Source organism: Parasedimentitalea marina (assembly GCF_004006175.1).
Taxonomy (GTDB): Bacteria; Pseudomonadota; Alphaproteobacteria; order Rhodobacterales; family Rhodobacteraceae; genus Parasedimentitalea; species Parasedimentitalea marina.
Genome location: NZ_CP033219.1, coordinates 3342038 through 3362965, shown reverse-complemented (window position 1 = coordinate 3362965; position 20928 = coordinate 3342038). Strand labels below are relative to the sequence as shown.

13 protein-coding genes, 3 tRNA genes, 3 rRNA genes and 1 pseudogene are annotated in these 20928 nt (G+C 54.3%); 17 read left to right on the top strand and 3 right to left on the bottom strand.

The genetic code is table 11. The features are described from left to right. Window positions 1-97 precede the first annotated feature (97 nt). Window positions 98-733 carry a 50S ribosomal protein L25/general stress protein Ctc gene (locus tag EBB79_RS16220; protein WP_127749861.1) on the top strand — a complete coding sequence of 212 codons (636 nt, stop codon included), beginning with the start codon at window positions 98-100 and terminating at the stop codon, window positions 731-733. Window positions 734-799: 66 nt separating this feature from the next. Here EBB79_RS16220 and EBB79_RS16215 read toward each other — a convergent pair whose 3' ends face one another. After that, complete coding sequence (locus EBB79_RS16215) at window positions 800-2440, bottom strand: tetratricopeptide repeat protein (protein WP_127749860.1); 1641 nt, start codon at window positions 2438-2440, stop codon at window positions 800-802. 192 nt (window positions 2441-2632) lie between these two features. Between EBB79_RS16215 and pth the strand changes: the two genes are divergently transcribed. The 11 genes and pseudogenes from pth to EBB79_RS24910 all read left to right on the top strand — a co-directional run. Continuing rightward, the gene (pth, locus tag EBB79_RS16210; protein WP_127749859.1) at window positions 2633-3313 is read left to right on the top strand and encodes an aminoacyl-tRNA hydrolase; all 681 of its coding nucleotides are present in this window, start codon (window positions 2633-2635) and stop codon (window positions 3311-3313) included. 73 nt (window positions 3314-3386) lie between these two features. Continuing rightward, a complete protein-coding gene (locus EBB79_RS16205) occupies window positions 3387-4550 on the top strand; it encodes a serine hydrolase domain-containing protein (RefSeq protein ID WP_127749858.1) in 1164 nt (387 codons plus the stop codon). 70 nt (window positions 4551-4620) lie between these two features. Continuing rightward, the gene (locus EBB79_RS16200) at window positions 4621-6246 is read left to right on the top strand and encodes an AMP-binding protein (protein WP_127749857.1); all 1626 of its coding nucleotides are present in this window, start codon (window positions 4621-4623) and stop codon (window positions 6244-6246) included. Window positions 6247-6904: 658 nt separating this feature from the next. Further along, window positions 6905-8375, top strand: a 16S ribosomal RNA gene (locus EBB79_RS16195). A 199-nt stretch (window positions 8376-8574) separates the two neighbouring features. After that, a tRNA-Ala gene (locus EBB79_RS16190) sits at window positions 8575-8650 on the top strand. Window positions 8651-8752: 102 nt separating this feature from the next. Beyond that, window positions 8753-8829, top strand: a tRNA-Ile gene (locus tag EBB79_RS16185). 632 nt (window positions 8830-9461) lie between these two features. After that, a 23S ribosomal RNA gene (locus EBB79_RS16180) occupies window positions 9462-12364 on the top strand. A 224-nt stretch (window positions 12365-12588) separates the two neighbouring features. Next, window positions 12589-12703 (top strand): 5S ribosomal RNA (gene rrf / locus EBB79_RS16175). The 16S, 23S and 5S rRNA genes sit together here with 3 tRNA genes alongside, the layout of an rRNA operon. A 56-nt stretch (window positions 12704-12759) precedes the next feature. Beyond that, window positions 12760-12836: transfer RNA gene (locus EBB79_RS16170), tRNA-Met, on the top strand. Window positions 12837-13323: 487 nt separating this feature from the next. Then, window positions 13324-13845: an SRPBCC family protein gene (locus tag EBB79_RS16160; RefSeq protein WP_127749856.1), complete on the top strand. Its 522-nt coding sequence runs from the start codon at window positions 13324-13326 to the stop codon at window positions 13843-13845. Window positions 13846-13957: 112 nt separating this feature from the next. Then, window positions 13958-14155: pseudogene (locus tag EBB79_RS24910) on the top strand (IS3 family transposase); the annotation flags it as partial. Between the two features lie 152 nt (window positions 14156-14307). Here EBB79_RS24910 and EBB79_RS16150 read toward each other — a convergent pair. Beyond that, window positions 14308-15237, bottom strand: a complete 930-nt coding sequence (locus EBB79_RS16150; protein ID WP_127749855.1) for a LysR family transcriptional regulator — start codon at window positions 15235-15237, stop codon at window positions 14308-14310. Window positions 15238-15369: 132 nt separating this feature from the next. Here EBB79_RS16150 and EBB79_RS16145 point away from each other — a divergent pair, with 132 nt between their 5' ends. From EBB79_RS16145 to EBB79_RS16135, 3 genes are read left to right on the top strand one after another with little or no spacing between them, the layout of a single operon-like run. Further along, a complete protein-coding gene (locus tag EBB79_RS16145) occupies window positions 15370-16371 on the top strand; it encodes an alpha/beta fold hydrolase (protein ID WP_127749854.1) in 1002 nt (333 codons plus the stop codon). A 56-nt stretch (window positions 16372-16427) separates the two neighbouring features. After that, window positions 16428-16895 (top strand): nuclear transport factor 2 family protein, encoded by a 468-nt coding sequence (locus tag EBB79_RS16140; protein WP_127749853.1) that lies wholly within the window; start codon window positions 16428-16430, stop codon window positions 16893-16895. Between the two features lie 25 nt (window positions 16896-16920). Further along, the gene (locus EBB79_RS16135) at window positions 16921-17478 is read left to right on the top strand and encodes a pyridoxamine 5'-phosphate oxidase family protein (RefSeq protein ID WP_127749852.1); all 558 of its coding nucleotides are present in this window, start codon (window positions 16921-16923) and stop codon (window positions 17476-17478) included. 87 nt (window positions 17479-17565) lie between these two features. Here the strand turns inward: EBB79_RS16135 and EBB79_RS16130 are convergent, their stop codons facing one another. Further along, a complete protein-coding gene (locus tag EBB79_RS16130) occupies window positions 17566-18330 on the bottom strand; it encodes a hypothetical protein (RefSeq protein WP_127749851.1) in 765 nt (254 codons plus the stop codon). A gap of 308 nt (window positions 18331-18638) precedes the next feature. On the opposite strand from EBB79_RS16130, the gene EBB79_RS16125 reads away from it, so the two are divergent. Together EBB79_RS16125 and EBB79_RS16120 are read left to right on the top strand one after the other, a co-directional pair. After that, window positions 18639-19616 carry a lipid A-modifier LpxR family protein gene (locus EBB79_RS16125; RefSeq protein WP_238704931.1) on the top strand — a complete coding sequence of 326 codons (978 nt, stop codon included), beginning with the start codon at window positions 18639-18641 and terminating at the stop codon, window positions 19614-19616. 99 nt (window positions 19617-19715) lie between these two features. Continuing rightward, on the top strand, window positions 19716-20777 hold the full coding sequence (locus tag EBB79_RS16120; protein ID WP_127749850.1) for a Hint domain-containing protein: 1062 nt from the start codon (window positions 19716-19718) through the stop codon (window positions 20775-20777). Window positions 20778-20928 lie beyond the last annotated feature (151 nt).

The window sequence follows — 20928 nt, the reverse complement described above, 5'->3', positions numbered from 1 at the left end:
TTGCCCCTTTCCATCCTTGTGGCTTTCCTCTATACGCGCGGCTTCACGCGGGGATACAGCCTTGGAGGATTCCCGCCCTAACATTTGGAGTATTATCATGGCTGGAGAGATTCCTGATCTCGTAGCTCTGGAACGGACGGGGACAGGCAAGGGCGCCGCTCGTCAGGCACGCCGCGACGGCATGGTCCCAGGTATCGTTTATGGTGGCGACACCGATCCACTGGCAATCAATATCCCCTTCAACGTTCTGTTGAAGAAATTGAAAGCTGGCCGGTTCAAGTCGACCCTGTTCAACCTTCAGGTTGAAGGCCACGACGATGTCCGCGTGATCTGCCGCAACGTGCAGCGTGATGTGGTCAAAGATCTGCCGACACACCTGGACCTAATGCGCCTGCGTCGGACTTCGGAAATCGCCCTGTTCATTCCGGTCGAGTTCATCAACGAAGAAGAAGCCCCAGGCCTGAAGCGTGGCGGTGTTTTGACCGTTGTACGTCCCGAGGTTGAGCTGACTGTTACCGCTGGTGACATCCCCGAGAAGCTGGTTGTGGACATGACCGGTCTTGACGTTGGTGACACCATCACCATCTCGTCGATCGATCTGCCAGCGGGCGCACGCCCAACCATCGACCGTGAATTCGTTATCGCCAACATCTCAGCCCCATCCGGGTTGCGGTCGTCGGACAATGAAGACGACGGCGAAGCAGAGGCCGAAGAGGCCCCAGCAGAAGCATAAAAGTTTTGCCATTGGCAATGTGAAACGGGGCCCACTGCGGGCCCCGTTTTTTGTGGCAGTTGATGCTTATGTCGCCGCGGATTTCCTGCAGTAACATGAGGCGCGAATGGCGACACTTGTGCGTGCCACGGCCTTGTCAAGTTGCGCTTTGATAATCAGGGTTTCGGCGACTGAATCGCGGCGTGACAGGCATTCATATAGCCCGTGCAGGCTCCAGACATTGATCGGGTGTTGGCATGCCCGGCTTAGGGTTGGATCCAGACCGAGATCGGCCCGATATACGGCTTCAGCCTCAACATATTTGCCGCCCTCTAACAGCAGCGCACCCAGGGCATGTCTGGCAGGTTGCATCCATCCCCAAGGCTCGTCATAGGGCAATGCATCGTCGATACGAACCGATTGGCGTAAGTGTTCAAAGGCGTCTTCGGTGTTGCCTTTGTGATACTCCAACTCGCCCAGCATCATTTGTTCCGCGACTTGCAGAATGTCGCGGCAGCTGTTGTTAAACAGCATGCGACTGTCCGGTACATGCTGCAAGGCTTTCTGAAATAGCTGCGCTTCGGCCTGAGCCGAGGGGATGTCGCCGGTGTTTGCCAGCGCCACGGTTCGTGCATATCGCATCATCGCAGTTGTTACGCAAAACAGATTGGCATCCTGCGGCAAGTCCTGTGCTAAAATGTCATGCCAGCGTCCAAACCGGATCAGAACGTGTTGCTTCATGGGGATGAAGGCTTCGAACCAATCCGCCATGGGGGCAAGCAAAGCAGCCGGCAGATCTGCAATCAGCGCCTCTGCGGCCTGGATGGCGGGTTCCGGTTGTCCCAGGAACATCGCTCCGTAGATTTTAAAGTGGTAGTTGTGGCAGCGGTAAACGGTGTAGAAATTGTCTGCTCCGGCCCGCTCCAGGTATTTTTTGTCAGCCTGGATTGCGGCCTCATTTCTGTCGACAACATTCTGATAGTCGCCGCATAAGACGTCGATGTGGGTCGGCATATGCACCAGGTGCCCGGCGTCAGGAACCAGACGGTACAGGCAATCACCATGGCGCAGCGCGCGTTCCGGGTGAGGCGACATTTCCATCAGGTGAATATACATGTGCAACAGGCCAGGATGTTGCCAGGCGTAGTCCCATTTACCAAAGGCGGTTTCCAGAATATCGATTGTCTCCAGTGTACTTGCCCCCGCCTTGGGCTGGCCGGTTGACAGATCCCACAATTGCCAGGGGGTCCGGTTCATCAGTGCCTCAGCAAAAAACGCGCATATATCCAGGTCATCCGGATGGGCCATGTAGGCCCGCCGCATCGCATCGGCATAGGCGTCGTTCCAGGGGCCAAAATCACCTGCTTCAGCATCTTGCGGGTACCGGGCCTGCACCGCGTCAATAAGGGAGCGTTCCGTTTCGGTGACTTGATCCCTGAGCGCATGGCACCGAGCTGCCGCGGTTCGAGCAACAGAAAGAGCGGTGGGCTTCTCGTCGTCCTCAAACGCGTCCCAGGGTTTGTTGTAATTTGGCCCAATCGCATAGGCTATGCCCCAGTGTGCCATTGCGCAGTCTGCATCGGCTTCAAGAGCCAGTTCAAAGCAGCGGATCGCCTCTTCGTGATTAAAGGCGAAAGTCCAGATTAATCCGCGATCGAACCACAGCTGCGCCTGGCTGGATGTTGTTGTCACTGCCCGAGTGTGGGTGCCCAAATCATAATAATCCATTTGAATACTCCGGTTCTGTTCAGTGAAATGTAATCATGAGGGTATCACGTCCCAGTCGAAAAATCCCGCCTTTCGTCCTGTCTGAGGAGGGGCGGCAAACCCGCTTTCCTGGCAGTCTGAACCTTGCCCGTTTCCTTCTGCTGAAATGCATTGTAGTCATGGCCCAGATATTGTTGGCAGATTAGGCACCTCATGAAACTTTTCGTCGGTCTCGGCAATCCGGGTGGTAAATATGCCCGCAACCGTCACAACATTGGCTTTATGGCCTTGGACCAGATCGCCTCGGACCATGGGTTTTCGCCGTGGAAAAGCAAATTCCAGGCGCAGATCTGCGAGGGCATGCTGGGTGGGGCCAAGGTTCTGCTGCTGAAACCCCAGACATTCATGAACCTGTCCGGCCAATCGGTTGGTGAAGCAATGCGGTTTTACAAGCTGAGCGTTGATGATGTGATGGTGCTGCATGACGAGCTGGATCTGGTGCCAGGCAAATGCCGGGTCAAACAGGGAGGGGGTCATGCCGGTCACAACGGTCTGCGCTCGATCCACTCACATATCGGCGCTGACTATGGCCGCGTCCGTCTGGGCATTGGTCACCCAGGACACAAAGATGCGGTGGCGGGATATGTGCTGCGGGACTTTCCCAAGGCGGACGAGGTCTGGCTGAACGATCTGATGCGGGGCATCTCAGACGGAGCGGCGTCGCTGGCGGCCGGGGACGGGGGACGGTTCATGAACGCCGTGGCCTTGCGCACTGCACCACCGCGCAGCTCAACCTCTAAACCCAAGGCGCCACAAACGGCCAAGCCGGAAGGTATCGAAGCCCAGCCTGATCCGCGATCACCACTGGAAAAACTGATGAGTAAATTCAAATAACTCAGCTTCCGTGGGGTCCGGCTTGCTCAAACCGCGTTCACAGGTTTGGCTGGACAAAACGGGAGACGTGCAAATGCGTAGGGTATTGAAGATCATTGTTCGGACGGGGCTGGTGCTTGCCATCGTCATCGTGGCTCTGGGCTTGTGGAAACGGGAAGAAATATTTCGCTTGCTGGCGGTGAATTCGCTGTTTTCGGAAGAGAAAATCGTTGGCAACTTCTCCAACATGGAGGGCGCCTTTGTAACCACACCCTTGGCACGCGGCGACAAAGGAATTAGCCCGCTGCCACAGGGTGGCGACATGACTTTGCCTGCGGGTACAGATCAATGGATCCAGGATCGTGCGGTGACCTCGCTGTTGGTGCTGCAAAATGGCGAAATTCGTCACGAAAGCTATTATCTGGGCACGGCTCCGAATGATCGGCGGGTGTCATGGTCGGTGGCCAAAAGCTATCTGTCGGCGCTGTTTGGAGTGCTGTTGGACGAGGGGGCGATTGCTTCGCTTGACGACCCGGTTACCAAGTATGCCCCTTTGCTGAAGGGCGGCGCCTATGACGGGGCCAGCATCAGAAACGTGTTGAACATGGCCAGTGGGGTGACCTTTGACGAGGATTATTTCGACTATGACTCCGATATCAATCGTATGGGCCGTGTCCTTGCGCTGGGCGGAACACTGGATCAGTTCGCTGCGGACCTAACGGGCAGTTTCGCCACGCCCGGCGATACCTGGCAGTATGTTTCGATTGATACTCATGTGATTGGCATGGTGATCCGGGGCGCCACAGGCCGGGATGTGCCCTCATTGTTAAGCGAGAAAATTCTGGTGCCGTTAGGGCTCGAACGGGATGGCTATTACATCACTGACGGTGCTGGGGTGGCCTTTGTGCTGGGTGGATTGAATTTTACCACCCGCGATTTTGCCCGCTTTGGCCAGATGGTTGCGCAGAATGGCAGCTACGGGGGGCAACAGATCGTGCCGCCACATTGGATTGCGGAGTCGACCCGGCCTTCGGCTCCGACTGCGGCCGGTAAAAAGGGCTATGGCTATCAGTGGTGGATCCCTGTGGGGGCCCATGACGGAGAATTCATGGCGCATGGGGTCTATGGCCAGTACATCTACATCGACCAGACCCGCAACGTAGTGATTGTAAGCACAGGCGCCGATCGTAAGTTTCGCGACAAAGGCGTTGGTCACAGCAATGTCGAAATGTTCCGCAAACTGGCACAAATACTGTAAATTTGGGTCAAGGGGGTTGGCAACGGATGGCCATCTGCTGCTATGCCTTTGCGTTTAAAGGGACATTGAGATGAAAAGCTGGTTGAAAACATATGATGATGGCGTCCCCGCCGAAATCAATCCGGACCGTTACTCCTCGATCACCGCCTTGTTCGAAGAGGCCTCACAGATCTACGCCAACAACGTCGCCTACGAATGTTTTGGCAAGACCATGACCTATGCCGAGGTCGAGGCGAAATCACGTGCAGTCGCGGCCTACTTGCAAACCACTATGGGGGTGCAGCGCGGCGATCGGATTGCCCTGATGTGCCCAAATATCTTTGCCTTCCCCATTGCCATGCTGGGCATCCTTCGTGCCGGGGCCGTTCAGGTCAACGTCAACCCGATGTACACTGCGCGTGAGCTAGAGCATCAGTTGGTAGATGCAGATGTAGACAAGATCCTGATCTTTGGCGGCTCAACTCCCGTTTTAGCCGAGATTATTGGTAATACACCTGTGAAAACCGTTGTCACTATCGACCTTGGCGATGGCATTGGCCTGCCGATCCCGACGCCCCCTGTTGATGACCGCCTGACCGCCACTCTCAAGTTCTCTGACCTCTTGATTGCGGGCGAGGGAATGGATTACACGCCCGCCGGTCTAACTGGTCAGGATAATATTTTCTTTCAATACACTGGCGGCACAACCGGCCCGTCCAAAGGTGCGGTTCTCAGCCATCGCAATGTCGTGGCTAACCTCGAACAGTACAAGGCGCATTTGCCCGAGGCCACGAAGCCAAACGAAGAGGTGATGGTCTGTGCGCTGCCGCTGTATCACATCTTTGGCCTGACCACGTCTCTGGCCTATTTGTCATTGGGAGGCCGGATCATTCTGATCCCCAACCCGCGCGACATCGACGCATTGGTAACGGCGATCAAGGGGGCAGGGATCACGGTCTTTCCGGCGGTCAATACTCTGTTTGCCGCTCTGTCCATGCACCCCGGCACCAAGGAGGTGGATTTCTCCAGGCTCAAAGTGTCGATTGGCGGTGGGTCCGCAGTCATTGAAACAACCTCGCAGAATTGGAAGGCGCTGACTGGCTCACATATTACCGAAGGCTACGGCCTGTCCGAAACCGCCCCGGTCCTGACTTTGGTGCCAATTGGAGTGTCTGATTTTACTGGGTCCTGTGGCCTGCCCATCCCATCTACCGATATCATTCTCCTCGGCGATGACGGTGCGCCGGTTGCACTGGGCGAGCGTGGTGAGATCTGTGCCAAAGGGCCGCAAGTGATGGCAGGATACTGGAACAAGCCTGAAGCCAACGCCGAGTCCTTTACCGCCGACGGATATTTTCGCACCGGTGACATCGGGGTCTTCGACGCGGCCGGGTTCCTGCGCATTGTTGATCGCAAGAAGGACATGATCCTCGTCTCGGGGTTCAATGTCTTTCCCAACGAAATTGAAGCTGTCGTCACCGCATGTCCTGGGGTCGCAGAGTGCGCCTGTGTGGGTGTTCCGCATGACAAAACCGGAGAGGCGGTCAGTGTCTTTGTCGTCAAAGCCCCAGGTGCTGATCTGAGCGACGAGACGGTCATGGCACACTGCCGCGAGAACTTAACCGGCTATAAAGTTCCGCACCTGATCACCTTTTTGGCGGAACTGCCCAAATCCAATGTTGGAAAGATCCTGCGACGAAAGCTGCGTGTTGTTTGAGGTGTTGTGATTCTGGGGCTTGGTGGTGTTGAGTCTGTGTGTAAGTTTGTGGATGGGTGACATTTGGTGTTGGTTTGGGTGTTTGTTGTGTGTGGTTGCTGTGAAATTACGTCATAGCGCTGGCTTGTGCTTAGTGTAATGTCATGTTTTCATGCGTAAATTGCTGGATTTGTGAAAAAGGTGAGTTTTCGTTGATTTATGGGTTGCGGGTTTGTTGTGATATCCCTAGAACCCCCCTTACCGGCGGCGCTGAGGTGTTGTTGGGGACGCGGTGGAGAGACACTGGGACGCTTCGGAGAGACGGGGAATGGAGGAGAGGGTTAAAGCGGGCGCGCTGAGAGATTGGCGCATCTGTTTGATTTTTGTCTCTGGGATCTAATGATCTAGGACCTTTGGTCTGTTTGCTCTTTGAAAATTTATATATCTGAAGAGATATGTGGGCGGTTTGGTTCATTCGATGGATCAACCTGTGCATATATCAACGCTGGTAGGGATTGTATGTAAATGCGGTACCGATGACCAGTGTCAGCTTCACTGTTTGGACGGCTTTTGTTTCTTTGGAAACTTGAGCACAACCAAACGGTTAAACTGTCCCATTTGAACAATGGGACGATATGTGCAGAGGTTCGACGTCAAGGATAGCATTGCAAGATGCTTTCAACTTGAGAGTTTGATCCTGGCTCAGAACGAACGCTGGCGGCAGGCCTAACACATGCAAGTCGAGCGCACTCTCAACCTTCGGGCGGGGAGCGAGCGGCGGACGGGTTAGTAACGCGTGGGAATGTACCCTTCACTAAGGAATAGCCTCTGGAAACGGAGAGTAATACCTTATACGCCCTTCGGGGAAAGATTTATCGGTGAAGGATCAGCCCGCGTAAGATTAGATAGTTGGTGGGGTAATGGCCTACCAAGTCTACGATCTTTAGCTGGTTTTAGAGGATGATCAGCAACACTGGGACTGAGACACGGCCCAGACTCCTACGGGAGGCAGCAGTGGGAATCTTGGACAATGGGCGCAAGCCTGATCCAGCCATGCCGCGTGTGTGATGAAGGCCTTAGGGTCGTAAAGCACTTTCGCTAGAGATGATAATGACAGTATCTAGTAAAGAAGTCCCGGCTAACTCCGTGCCAGCAGCCGCGGTAATACGGAGGGACTAGCGTTGTTCGGAATTACTGGGCGTAAAGCGTACGTAGGCGGATCAGAAAGTATGGGGTGAAATCCCAGGGCTCAACCCTGGAACTGCCTCATAAACTCCTGGTCTAGAGTTCGAGAGAGGTGAGTGGAATTCCGAGTGTAGAGGTGAAATTCGTAGATATTCGGAGGAACACCAGTGGCGAAGGCGGCTCACTGGCTCGATACTGACGCTGAGGTACGAAAGTGTGGGGAGCAAACAGGATTAGATACCCTGGTAGTCCACACCGTAAACGATGAATGCCAGTCGTCGGGTAGCATGCTATTCGGTGACACACCTAACGGATTAAGCATTCCGCCTGGGGAGTACGGTCGCAAGATTAAAACTCAAAGGAATTGACGGGGCCCGCACAAGCGGTGGAGCATGTGGTTTAATTCGAAGCAACGCGCAGAACCTTACCAACCCTTGACATCCTAGGACAACCTGAGAGATCAGGCCTTCCTTCGGGACCTAGTGACAGGTGCTGCATGGCTGTCGTCAGCTCGTGTCGTGAGATGTTCGGTTAAGTCCGGCAACGAGCGCAACCCACATCCTTAGTTGCCAGCAGTTCGGCTGGGCACTCTAAGGAAACTGCCCGTGATAAGCGGGAGGAAGGTGTGGATGACGTCAAGTCCTCATGGCCCTTACGGGTTGGGCTACACACGTGCTACAATGGCAGTGACAATGGGTTAATCCCAAAAACTGTCTCAGTTCGGATTGGGGTCTGCAACTCGACCCCATGAAGTCGGAATCGCTAGTAATCGCGTAACAGCATGACGCGGTGAATACGTTCCCGGGCCTTGTACACACCGCCCGTCACACCATGGGAGTTGGGTCTACCCGAAGGCCGTGCGCCAACCTAGCAATAGGAGGCAGCGGACCACGGTGGGTTCAGCGACTGGGGTGAAGTCGTAACAAGGTAGCCGTAGGGGAACCTGCGGCTGGATCACCTCCTTTCTAAGGATGTTTCTAGCCAGATCAGCTTGCTGATCTCATGAAACACTTAGCAGATCTCCTCTTCTCACGAAGGGGCGCCCGAAATGGGTGAATGATCATAGAGACGCAAGTCTCAGTCTGGGATCGCAAGATCTTAGGCAGAGCCAGGCCGTCCTCATATCTCTTCAGACAACCGAGCCCTGATCTCAGGGTTCAGCAAGGGGCCTTAGCTCAGCTGGGAGAGCGCCTGATTTGCATTCAGGAGGTCAGGAGTTCGATCCTCCTAGGCTCCACCAAGCATTGGCCCTTGTGATAACCACCACGGGGTCGGCCCTGTCGGCAGATTTGCTTTGCAAATCGCCTGTCGGGCAACGCGGTTTTGCGATGCAAAACCCGCTGGGTCGGTAGCTCAGGTGGTTAGAGCGCACGCCTGATAAGCGTGAGGTCGGAGGTTCAAGTCCTCCTCGACCCACCACTTCTTCTTTTGCCTTCGGCAAAACGAAGAAGAACAACACCTCCTCTTGGCGGCAAGCGGCAGGGTATCTTACGCAGTAAGATGTCCCGAGAGCGGCTCACAGGATTAGGTATCGATTAGATCGAACAGCAGTTTTAGAACTTCTGTTCCGTCCAATCGGACGGTGCGAACGCGCATTCTCTTCGAGAATACGCTACATCGCATTCCGGACACTTCCTTCGGAAGTACCGGGAATTGACATCGTTTAGAGAGATACAATCAACAATACTGTTGGTCGCCCGAGTAAGGGATTGACCTCAGATTGGTGCTGATCTTCTTCGGAAGTGAAGCGAGCTTGTGAATACGTCTGTTTCCTCGGACGTCCATGAGTATGCCAGCCTGAAACGACGGTGTTGTCCAAGTCAAGTAAACTAACCCGAACACGTCTTCAGCCGCTTCCCGCACGGATAGTGGTTGCATACGGGACGTGTTCAAATTGTTCGCATCATACGTGGTGCGAGCGGGAAAGTATGCTTTTGATCCCAGGGATATGTGGGAACAGTTTCTTACCAGCTTCTGTTCTTCGATCGATTGGTTGGTTCTGCGGTCGCAAGGCGGTAGGACAAATAACCAGTCTTTCTATTTCTGGATCAAATCAAGCGCGAAAAGGGCGTTTGGTGAATGCCTTGGCAGTAAGAGGCGATGAAAGACGTGATACTCTGCGATAAGTCATGGGGAGCTGAGAATAAGCTTTGATCCATGAATTTCTGAATGGGGCAACCCACCTGATACTTTGTTATTATTATACTCTTCTGACCGTTCTGCGGTGGGACGAACCAGCTTGCTGGTGAGACTCGCCAAGGGCGAGCACGGAGTGTTCTTAATAATAAGGTAAACCAGGTATTTTTAACCTGAATACATAGGGTTAAAAAGGCAAACCCGGGGAACTGAAACATCTAAGTACCCGGAGGAAAGGAAATCAATATGATACTCCCTAGTAGCGGCGAGCGAACGGGGACCAGCCGAGCCAGATGAGTGAGAAGAACATGTTGGGAAGCATGACCATAGCGGGTGATAGTCCCGTATTCTAAGCTTTGATGGACGTATTAAGTAGGGCGGAACACGTGAAATTCTGTCTGAAGATCGGAGGACCACCTTCGAAGGCTAAGTACTCCTTACTGACCGATAGTGAACCAGTACCGTGAGGGAAAGGTGAAAAGCACCCGACGAGGGGAGTGAAACAGTACCTGAAACCGAACGCCTACAATCAGTTGGAGGGTCCTTGCGGCCTGACAGCGTACCTTTGTATAATGGGTCATCGACTTGGTCTCACAAGCAAGCTTAAGCCGTTAGGTGTAGGCGCAGCGAAAGCGAGTCTTAATAGGGCGAATGAGTTTGTGGGATCAGACCCGAAACCGAGTGATCTAGGCATGGCCAGGTTGAAGGTGCAGTAACATGCACTGGAGGACCGAACCCACATCTGTTGAAAAAGATCGGGATGAGCTGTGCCTAGGGGTGAAAGGCCAATCAAACTCGGAGATAGCTGGTTCTCTGCGAAATCTATTTAGGTAGAGCGTCGTCCGAATACCCCGGGGGTAGAGCACTGGATGGGCAATGGGGGCATACAGCCTTACTGACCCTAACCAAACTCCGAATACCCGGGAGTACTAGACGGCAGACACACTGCGGATGCTAACGTCCGTAGTGAAGAGGGAAACAACCCTGACCTCCGGCTAAGGCCCCTAATTCATGGCTAAGTGGGAAAGCAGGTGGGACGACCAAAACAACCAGGAGGTTGGCTTAGAAGCAGCCATCCTTTAAAGATAGCGTAACAGCTCACTGGTCTAATTAAGTTGTCCTGCGGCGAAGATGTAACGGGGCTCAAGCCATGAGCCGAAGCCGAGGATGCACATAGTGCATGGTAGCAGAGCGTAGTGTGACATAGATCCTATCCTCTTTAGTGTCCCCGGACCAGTTCCGTGTGGCACCTTGGAGGACCGGATCTTTCGATGAAGCCGGGGCGTGAGCCATCTGGTGGAGAGATCACTAGTGAGAATGATGACATGAGTAGCGACAAAGAGTGTGAGAGACACTCTCGCCGAAAATCCAAGGGTTCCTGCTTAAAGCTAATCTGAGCAGGGTAAGCCGACCCCTAAGGCGAGGCCGAAAGGCGTAGTCGATGGGAACCAGGTTAATATTCCTGGGCCAGGAAGTGGTGACGGATCTCGAAGGTAGTTCATCCTTATTGGATTGAATGGGCTGCTGAGAGGTCCCTGGAAATAGCCCTTCCATGAGATCGTACCCTAAACCGACACAGGTGGATAGGTAGAGAATACCAAGGCGCTTGAGAGAACTATGTTGAAGGAACTCGGCAAAATACCTCCGTAAGTTCGCGAGAAGGAGGCCCGGTTTCTACGCAAGTGGGAGCTGGGGGCACAAACCAGGGGTGGCGACTGTTTATTAAAACACAGGGCTCTGCGAAGTCGTAAGACGACGTATAGGGTCTGACGCCTGCCCGGTGCCTGAAGGTTAAAAGGAGGGGTGAGAGCTCTGAATTGAAGCCCAGGTAAACGGCGGCCGTAACTATAACGGTCCTAAGGTAGCGAAATTCCTTGTCGGGTAAGTTCCGACCTGCACGAATGGCGTAACGACTTCCCCGCTGTCTCCAACATAGACTCAGCGAAATTGAATTGCCTGTCAAGATGCAGGCTTCCCGCGGTTAGACGGAAAGACCCCGTGCACCTTTACTACAGCTTCACATTGGCATTAGGCCGAGCATGTGCAGGATAGGTGGTGGGCTTCGAAACCAAAACGCTAGTTTTGGTGGAGCCTCCCTTGAGATACCACCCTTGCTCTGCTTGATGTCTAACCGCGGTCCATTATCTGGATCCGGGACCCTGTGTGGCGGGTAGTTTGACTGGGGCGGTCGCCTCCTAAAGCGTAACGGAGGCGCGCGAAGGTTGGCTCAGACCGGTCGGAAATCGGTCGTTGAGTGCAATGGCAGAAGCCAGCCTGACTGCGAGACTGACAAGTCGAGCAGAGACGAAAGTCGGTCATAGTGATCCGGTGGTCCCGAGTGGAAGGGCCATCGCTCAACGGATAAAAGGTACGCCGGGGATAACAGGCTGATACTGCCCAAGAGTCCATATCGACGGCAGTGTTTGGCACCTCGATGTCGGCTCATCTCATCCTGGGGCTGGAGCAGGTCCCAAGGGTACGGCTGTTCGCCGTTTAAAGAGGTACGTGAGCTGGGTTTAGAACGTCGTGAGACAGTTCGGTCCCTATCTGCCGTGGGTGTAGGATACTTGAGAGGAGTTGCCCCTAGTACGAGAGGACCGGGGTGAACGAACCACTGGTGGACCAGTTGTCGTGCCAACGGCAGTGCTGGGTAGCTATGTTCGGACAGGATAACCGCTGAAGGCATCTAAGCGGGAAGCCCCCCTCAAAACAAGGTATCCCTGAGGGCCGAGGTAGACCACCTCGTCGATAGGCCAGAGATGTAAGCGTGGTAACACGTTCAGTTGACTGGTACTAATTGCCCGATAGGCTTGATTTGATCCAGTAATAGACAGACTGACTATGTCAGACTTAAGTGAACGACAATCAAAGCATACATTCCAACCGTATTCGAAACGAAATCGAATACGTATCAGACGAACTGACTTGAATAACATGTTGATGTGGGAACGCGCCTTTGCTTCGCAAAGACACTGTCTCCCACTCGCCGTGATTTGCCATGCAAACACGGCGTGTATCTCTCAAATCGAGGATTTTCCTCGGTTTGGTGGTCATAGCGCAAGTGAAACACCCGGTCCCATCCCGAACCCGGAAGTTAAGCACTGTTGCGCCGATGGTACTGCATCTTAAGGTGTGGGAGAGTAGGGCACCGCCAAACCTAGAAAAATCCTCAAACAACGATAAATATTAAATATAACCGGTTACAAACCCTGTCGCGGGATGGAGCAGCCCGGTAGCTCGTCAGGCTCATAACCTGAAGGTCGCAGGTTCAAATCCTGCTCCCGCAACCAAATTCAAGATCGCAACAGCCCGTTCGACCTACAAACAGTCCCCCGGACTGTTTGATTAACGGTCTCACCTCATCAGGCTCATAACCTGAAGGTCGCAGGTTCAAATCCTGCTCCCGCAACCAAATTCAAGATCGCAACAGCCCGTTCGACCTACAAACAGTCCCCCGGACTGTTTGATTAACGGTCTCACCTCATCAGGCTCATAACCTGAAGGTCGTAGGTTCAAATCCTACTCCCGCAACCAACTTAAAACAACGATACCACATCTTACGCCCCGCTCCAGCGGGGCTGTTTGCATTTGGACCCAACCACTGAAAGCTCAGACAACAAAACAACGGCAGTCGGCTCCAACAACAAAACACCGCGCGGATGTACGCGCTGTGTTGTGACTTCATAGCCGCTATTGCCAATTGGTCGTACGAGACTTGGCAGGCGGGAGGAGCTGCGAGTAGAGGTGGGAAAAGAGCAACGTCAGGAAGGACTAACCATGCAAATGAGTGATCACAAAGAGATCGCTGCCGATCCGGCTACCGTCTATGCGGCGTTGCTTAATCCTGATGTTCTTATGGTCTGCGTGCCTGGCGCCAAAGAAGTGGTCGGCTCGCCTGAAGAGGGATTTGAGGCCACGGTTACGCAAAAGGTCGGGCCAGTCAAAGCGACCTTCAAGGGGCAGGTGACGTTGTCGGATTTGGTCGAGAATGAGAAGCTGACCATCGCGGGCGAGGGTAAGGGTGGCGCGGCTGGCTTTGCCAAGGGTGGCGCTGTGGTTACTCTGAGCGCCAGTGAAACCGGAACTCTGTTGGCCTATGACGTAGAGGCCAGGGTCGGCGGGAAGTTGGCCCAACTGGGTAGTCGGTTGATTGATGGTTTTGCAAAAAAGATGGCGGATCAGTTTTTTACCAATCTTCAAGAGGCCTTGGCGCCTGTGGCTGAGGCCTCCGACAGTGAGCCCTCTCCTGAAGGCGAGGAGAAAAGGGGTTGGTTGAACAAAATCACTGGCCGCAGCTAGACCTGCACAGATGCACAGACACTTGCGCACTATTTTTGTGGGGTGTCCCTCTGGCCGCTGAGGGTTTGAATGATTTCAGCCTCTATATTATCGCCTGGAAGCCCTGCTACCATTGCACGGTAATCTCGAGCGCCAGATCGGGGTCTTCGTCGATTACTGCAACAACGAACGCTACCATGAAAGCCTGAACAACGTCACTCCGGCTGACGTCTATTATGGGCGAGACAAAGCCATCATCAGAGAAAGGGTAAAGATCAAGAAACTGACAATCCAAAACCGCCGCTTGAAACACCAAAAACAAGCCGCATAATCAATCACACTAACGAACCGGAGCTTCCAGAGCTCATTCCGCTCTGATGCCGCCACTCAGCGTAGGGCTGGAAAAACCCCAGTGGCTTTCGAATGGAAAGTCGCCTGAACGAGCACCCGGGGCGGCACGAAACCGCGACAGGTCCATTACTTTTACGTCATAGGTGCACGTTTATGCTCTATCACACCGGTGCCTATGGCCGCTTTTAATCGATCGGCGGAAAAATCTAGGAATGCACGGACCTTGGGGGCGATAAGTTTGCTCTGAGGGTAAATCAGGTTCACCTGCTCTGGCGGTGGTAGATATTCGGGCAGCACTGGTACCAGTTCGCCGGTGCGCAAGTGATCCGAGACCATGTAGGATAGCGCCATGGTGATGCCTTCACCTGCGACTGCGGCTGCAAGGGCAGTGGCTGCATCGTTTACTTCAAACCGAGGGTGCAGCACCACATGGCCGCGTGCGGTTTCTGACCTGTAGTGCCAGTCGTGACTGGCCATGATCCCAGTGAACCCTATGATGGAATGCAGTTTCAAATCGGCGGGTTCGGTTGGTAAGCCGCGGCGCTGAAGGTAGGCGGGACTGGCAACAAACATGCGGTGAACGTTCCCAATCCGTTTCGCCATCAAGTTTGAGTCCGGCGGGTTCCCAATCCTGATCGCAATATCAATCCCTTCCTCCACTATGTTGGCCACCCTATCCATCCCAATCAGCGACACGGTAATTTTTGGATGCGCCGCAATAAAGGCCCGCGTGATAGGTGCTGCGATCATGCGACTGAAGGTTACCGATGCGGAGATTGTCAAATGGCCCTGCGCTATGCCAATTTCACCAACTGCCTGCTTTTCTGCATCTTCGATTTCTGACAGCAGCCGCCGCGAAGACTCCAGAAACCTGCTGCCTGCATCTGTCAAAGAGAGTTGCCGCGTGGAGCGGGTCAAAAGCTGCACGCCAAGCCGCTCCTCCAGTGCGTTCATCGCGCGGGTCACGGCAGGTGGTGACATTCTAAGACGCTGCGCGGCCTGAACGAAACTACCGCCATCAATGATCGCGGCGAAAACTTCCATCTGAAGGATGCGATCCATTATTCCACCTTTCGCAGTAATGAATTCACAATTATCGGAATTCTTTCACTTCTGGAAGATCTTTATGTCTGTGTTCATCCACCGCAATGGCCAACTCGCACTCGAGCGGCTCATAATTGAAGGACACTGACCATGACCACAAACACTCTTAAACCGCTCTTGCATGCCGGCCTGATGTCGCTGGGCCTTGCTGCCCATCTTGCAGTTGCCACTGCGCCTGCCGCCGCTGAGACTGTGTCTGGCACCTTTGCTGATCACAGCGAAGCGGCTGTCAAATACAACACTGTGGAAATTGCTGGGCAGGACATTTTCTATCGTGAAGCGGGCAATGCAGATGCACCAACCTTGCTTTTGTTGCACGGTTTCCCGACGTCGTCGCAGCAGTACCGCGATCTGATCCCCGAGCTGTCTGACGACTATCATGTCATCGCCCCTGACTACCCGGGCTTTGGCCGCAGCTCGATGCCCGCTCGCAGCGATTTTGAGTACTCTTTTGCCAATTATGCTGAGCTCATGTCTCAGTTTACGACCGCACTGGAACTAGAATCCTACGCGCTCTACGTCATGGATTATGGAGCCCCAGTGGGGTATCGTCTGGCCCTGAAGAACCCCGAGGCCATTGACGCCCTTATCATCCAAAACGGCAATGCATATGACGAAGGTCTGCTTGAATTCTGGGATGGGTTCCGCAGTTACTGGACGGCACCGTCGACTGAAACCCGGGAACCATTGCGTGCATTTTTGAACGTTGAGGCCACCGAATGGCAGTACACACATGGTGTCCCCGACACCCATGTCAGCCGGGTCAGCCCCGATGCCTGGATGCTTGACCAAGCCTATCTGGACCGTCCAGGAAATCAGGACATTCAGCTGGACCTGTTCTATGACTACCGGACCAACGTCGAATTATACCCGGCCTTTCAAGAGTTCTTTCGCACACATCAGCCCCCTACGCTGATCGTCTGGGGCGAAAACGACCATATCTTCCCGGCTGAGGGGGCAGCGCCATATCTGCGAGACTTGCCAAATGCCGAAACGCATCTCATCGACGCGGGGCACTTCATTCTGGAATCTCACGGACCCGAAGTTGCCGAACTGATCCGCAATTTTCTCGCTGACAATCCGACCAATTGATCCAACACGGTGCGGGGGAAATTCCCCCCGCACCGCCGTCATAACTGGAGGTCATCATGTCCCTACGTTTACCTGTGCCACCTTTCACCAGAGAAACCGCGATCCAAAAAGTTCGAATGGCCGAAGATGGCTGGAACTCAAGAAATCCTGAAAAAGTGTCACTGGCCTACACAGAAGATAGCAAGTGGAGAAACCGGTCTGATTTTCCCACAGGCAGGCGTGAAATTCGTGAGTTCCTGACCCAAAAGTGGATCAGGGAAGTGGAGTACCGCCTGATTAAGGAGCTTTGGGCTTACCACGAGAACCGAATTGCCGTCAGATTTGCCTATGAATGGCGCGACCATAGAGGAGCGTGGTTCCGGTCATTTGGTAATGAAAATTGGGAGTTCGACCCAGATGGATTAATGCTGACCCGTCACGCCAGCATTAACGATCTGGCTATCTCAGCAGAGGATCGCCTGTTTCTATGGCCACAGGGTCCACGGCCAGCCAATCATCCAAGCCTGACTGATCTGGGCCTTTGAAATCCAAACATTAGGAGGTCCGAAAATGGGACATAAATTCGCAGAGTTGGCCTTTACCGATACCGTCAAAGAAATCCAGTCAACCGAAGGCACCCGTACTGCCTATGCACGAATGGAGGCAGGTGTCGACTATAACAACGCCCTTGGCCCTAACGAGGCCCAGTTCATCGCCGCGCGTGATAGTTTTTACATGGCAACGATTGGCGAAACCGGATGGCCCTATGTTCAGCATCGGGGCGGCCCGGTTGGGTTTGTCAAAATCCTGGACGAGAACAGGCTTGGCTTTGCGGACTATCGGGGCAATCGGCAATACATCAGCGTGGGAAATCTGAAAAATGAGGACCGGGTGTCCCTGTTCTTTATGGACTACGCGAATAAGACGCGGCTCAAATTGCTGGGACGTGCCCGTGTAATTACACCTGCTGAAGATAGTCTTCTTCAGACGCTGGCACCGGAAAACACCTACAGGGCGCGGGTTGAACGGGGGCTCATGATTGCCATCGAAGCCTTCGACTGGAATTGCCCGCAGCATATCACTCCCCGGTACACGTTGGCTGAATTCGAGGACAGAGATCGAGGATAACGTCGGCAGGATTGTCAGCTTGGTTGCATGTGCTGCAGGTGTTGTGAGAGGTGAATTTGGGCTTGCTGGTCCTTCATCTGTGTCGGCCTAGCGATTAAAGAGGTGTAGCTCTACCAGGGATTTTCCCAACCGAAAGGGTGCAGCAAAGCTAACCAGGCAGAGAGCAAGGATTTGCAAGATCAGGATCTGGATATTGTCCTGCAGGACTTCCCATTCGCTTTTCAATTGGGAGACATGGGCGATCAAGTCGTCATAGGTTCGCGCAAGTATCAGGAAGTCGCCGGCGATGGCGGGGACCTTGCGGCGCATGTTGTCGACAGAGGCCTGGGTCACTTCATCCAATGTGGTGAAAACGATAAAGGCTGCGGGGTCAAAAGCATCGGCCTTGGCGGCCATTTCTTGCATTTCGTCCATATCATCATGCCCGCCCAGTAAAAACGAAAGACTGCGCAGGGGGGCGACTTCGTCAGTGACGGCCAGAAACAGTGGCAGATCCGCATTGCCCGCAGTCGAGGCCGACAGGAATTCGATCTTGTCACAGAGCACAGAAATGTCGGCATCATATGCCGGGTCGCAGAACCGCAGACGAAAACGGGCGGCGTCGCGGTCGAAAGCAGCTGTTGCAGCAAAGGCGATGTCTATCTGGCGCTCTAGTCGCGAGCTGTCGGTGGTGTAAATGCCCGAGATCACCGCCACCAATGCCCCAAAACCCCCAAGCGCCACCCAGACAAGATCGGCGATTTTCCAAGCCTGGTGACCGGCTGGGTGGCGGAACAAAAAACCGGTACCGACACAGCCCAAGGTAAAACACATCGCGATCAGCAGTAGCTGGTTGTCGGCAATGAACATCATCGGGCAGCAAATATTCCCAGAGACAGATAAACGTGTCCCAAGTGTAGGGGGGGATTTGTCTTAGATACAACCATCTTGGTTGCTGCCTCACGAGATTGTTTGGTGGTCCCGATTTGTAGGGTAAGAACCGTCGTTCCCTGAACCACAGCGCACTGTCATCAGGCTCAGACTATGGCGAAACTGGGGCGAAACTTGGCCAGCGTTTCAGTGTATTCCTTTGGTGTGTGACCTTGCTGCACTAGCTCTGCGCGGACACGGCGTTTACCAAGGTAAACAAGCCTCTTGAGGGCATTGAGCAGGAAAATACTATGTTTCGGATGATTGTGGTGGCCTTGGCCAATGTGCTTTTGGTTTCTGGTGTTACGCAGGCGCAGGTCGCGGGCGCGCCCGAAGTGGTGCAGGAAGAGACCGAGTATTCGTCGCCATCAAAGGTCAGCACGCGCTTTCAAATTGGCTATGGTCGCCTGACGTCCAATGACCTGATTGGTGATGGCAAGGATCGCTGGCGCACCGGCTCAATTTCCGCATCACGCATTTTCGGCTACGGCTGGAACGGCTCTGCCCCTGTACGGTTCGGAGAGCTTTGGGAATTCCGTATGCAGGGGCAGATCATTGCACCAGAGGATCTGACGACGCTAAATGCCAGCGATCGTCCCTGGGCCGGGGCTTTGTCCTTTGGGTTGCACAGTCACATGCAACGCGATGAGACTGAATTTGCCCTCGGGGCTGATCTTGTGTTCATCGGCCCACAGACACGTTTGGACAGTTTGCAGGATGCACTGCACGGGGCTTTGGGGGCTCCACGTCCGTCGGATGCCATGCTTGCACAGCAAATTCCGGACAAAATCCGCCCGACGCTGGTGTTTGAAACAGGGCAGGTGATTGATTTTTCCGGGGCCGCATCCCTTCGCCCGTTTGTCGAGGCGCGGGCAGGCGACGAGACTTTGGTGCGGATAGGAGCGGATGTTAACGTTGGACTGGTCGGCCGCGGGGAACTGCTGGTTCGCGATCCTGTAACTGGTCAGCGCTACCGGGCCGTTTACGATTCGGCGCCGGGCTATAGCTTCACGATTGGCGGTGATATTGCCTATGTCGCCGACTCGGTCTACTTGCCTGACGATCGTGGTTATGAATTGACCAGTCATCGGGATCGCGCACGGGTCGGGGTGCACTGGCAGGGCGAAAAGGCCTCAGCTTTTTATGGACTTACATACCTTGGGAAGGAATTCTCTGGGCAGAGTGAAGGCCAGGTGACAGGGTCTCTTCGACTAAAATTGAGGTTTTAAGAACACGCTGTAATATGCTGTTAAACTTTAATCTTTGCGGATGAAGCAGCCTGTGTTAACGATTCCTTAATAAAAAAATAAGAGCAGGCATACAGGCAAATGAAAACGGGCTTCAAAGGCACGTTTGTCATCTCCTGGTCACAAACAGATGTGGATGGTCTTTCGACCGCCCCTATTGATACCCTTGATGTGGGGGCGGCATGGTCGTGGCACGGCGAAGCTGTGCGCGTAGATGGACCATCGAATCTGTTGCGGCTGGACATGGCAAAAGGTGAAGCAGACCTTCGGCGTCGCGCAGCGCGATCTGTGCGCCGTCTTGTTGGGGCTGCCGTGCAATGCAGAACTGATATTGATGCGGTCGAAGTGGACGATCCACTGCTGGACAGTAGTTTCGTGGTCACCAATGGCGTGCAAAGTTACACTGTCACCTTGATCGAAGTTGGCCCGTCTCAGCGACCGCTGCTGATGTTTGTCGACGAATTGCCACCGCGCAATACTGATCTGTGGGTGGTGCACCACTCGCTTGGTTCAATTGCGGCGCCGGATCAGCCGTCAGACGGCGGTGTCATTTGTTTCACTCCCGGTACCCGTATTGCCACCCCCGAAGGTCCGCGTCTCGTCGAACGCCTGCGTGAGGGGGATTGGGTGCAAACCCGCGACAACGGCGCCCAAGAGGTCCTGTGGATTGGCGCGCGCCGGATGAGTGGTGCACGATTGTTCGTGATGCCCAAACTGCGGCCGGTCCGCATCAAAGCCGGCGCTCTGGGTATTGACCGCCCCGAAGAAGAACTGCTGGTCTCGCCCGAGCATCGTATGTTGGTGCGCGGACCTGCGGCGCAGGCCCTTTTCAATACACCCGAAGTTCTGGTGGCGGCGCGTGACCTGGTCAATGGTTCGACCATTGTCACGGATCTGGCAGTGCGCGAGGTCACCTATGTGCATCTCTTGCTCAGTGATCATCAGGTGCTGTGGGCCAACGGCGTCGAAACCGAAAGCTTCCATCCCGCCAATGCCGCATTGTCTGCATTGGACGACAGTGACCGGCTGCGTTTGTTGCAGTTGTTGCCGGGTCTGGACCGTGACCCGCTATCTTATGGGGGCTACGCCCGCCGCAATCTCAGCGCACCCGAGGCTGCTATTTTGGCGCATCAGGCCGCTTAATTTTCAGAATTACCTCAGACCTCGTAAAATTGGCTGGGGCGCCCTGTTGACTCTGCGCCCCAGCCTCATATAAGCGCCGCTCTATTGGTGTTGGTGGGCCCCGCAAGGGGATTCCTGTCATGTCCGGGATCTTCGGATTTCAGGCAAGAGG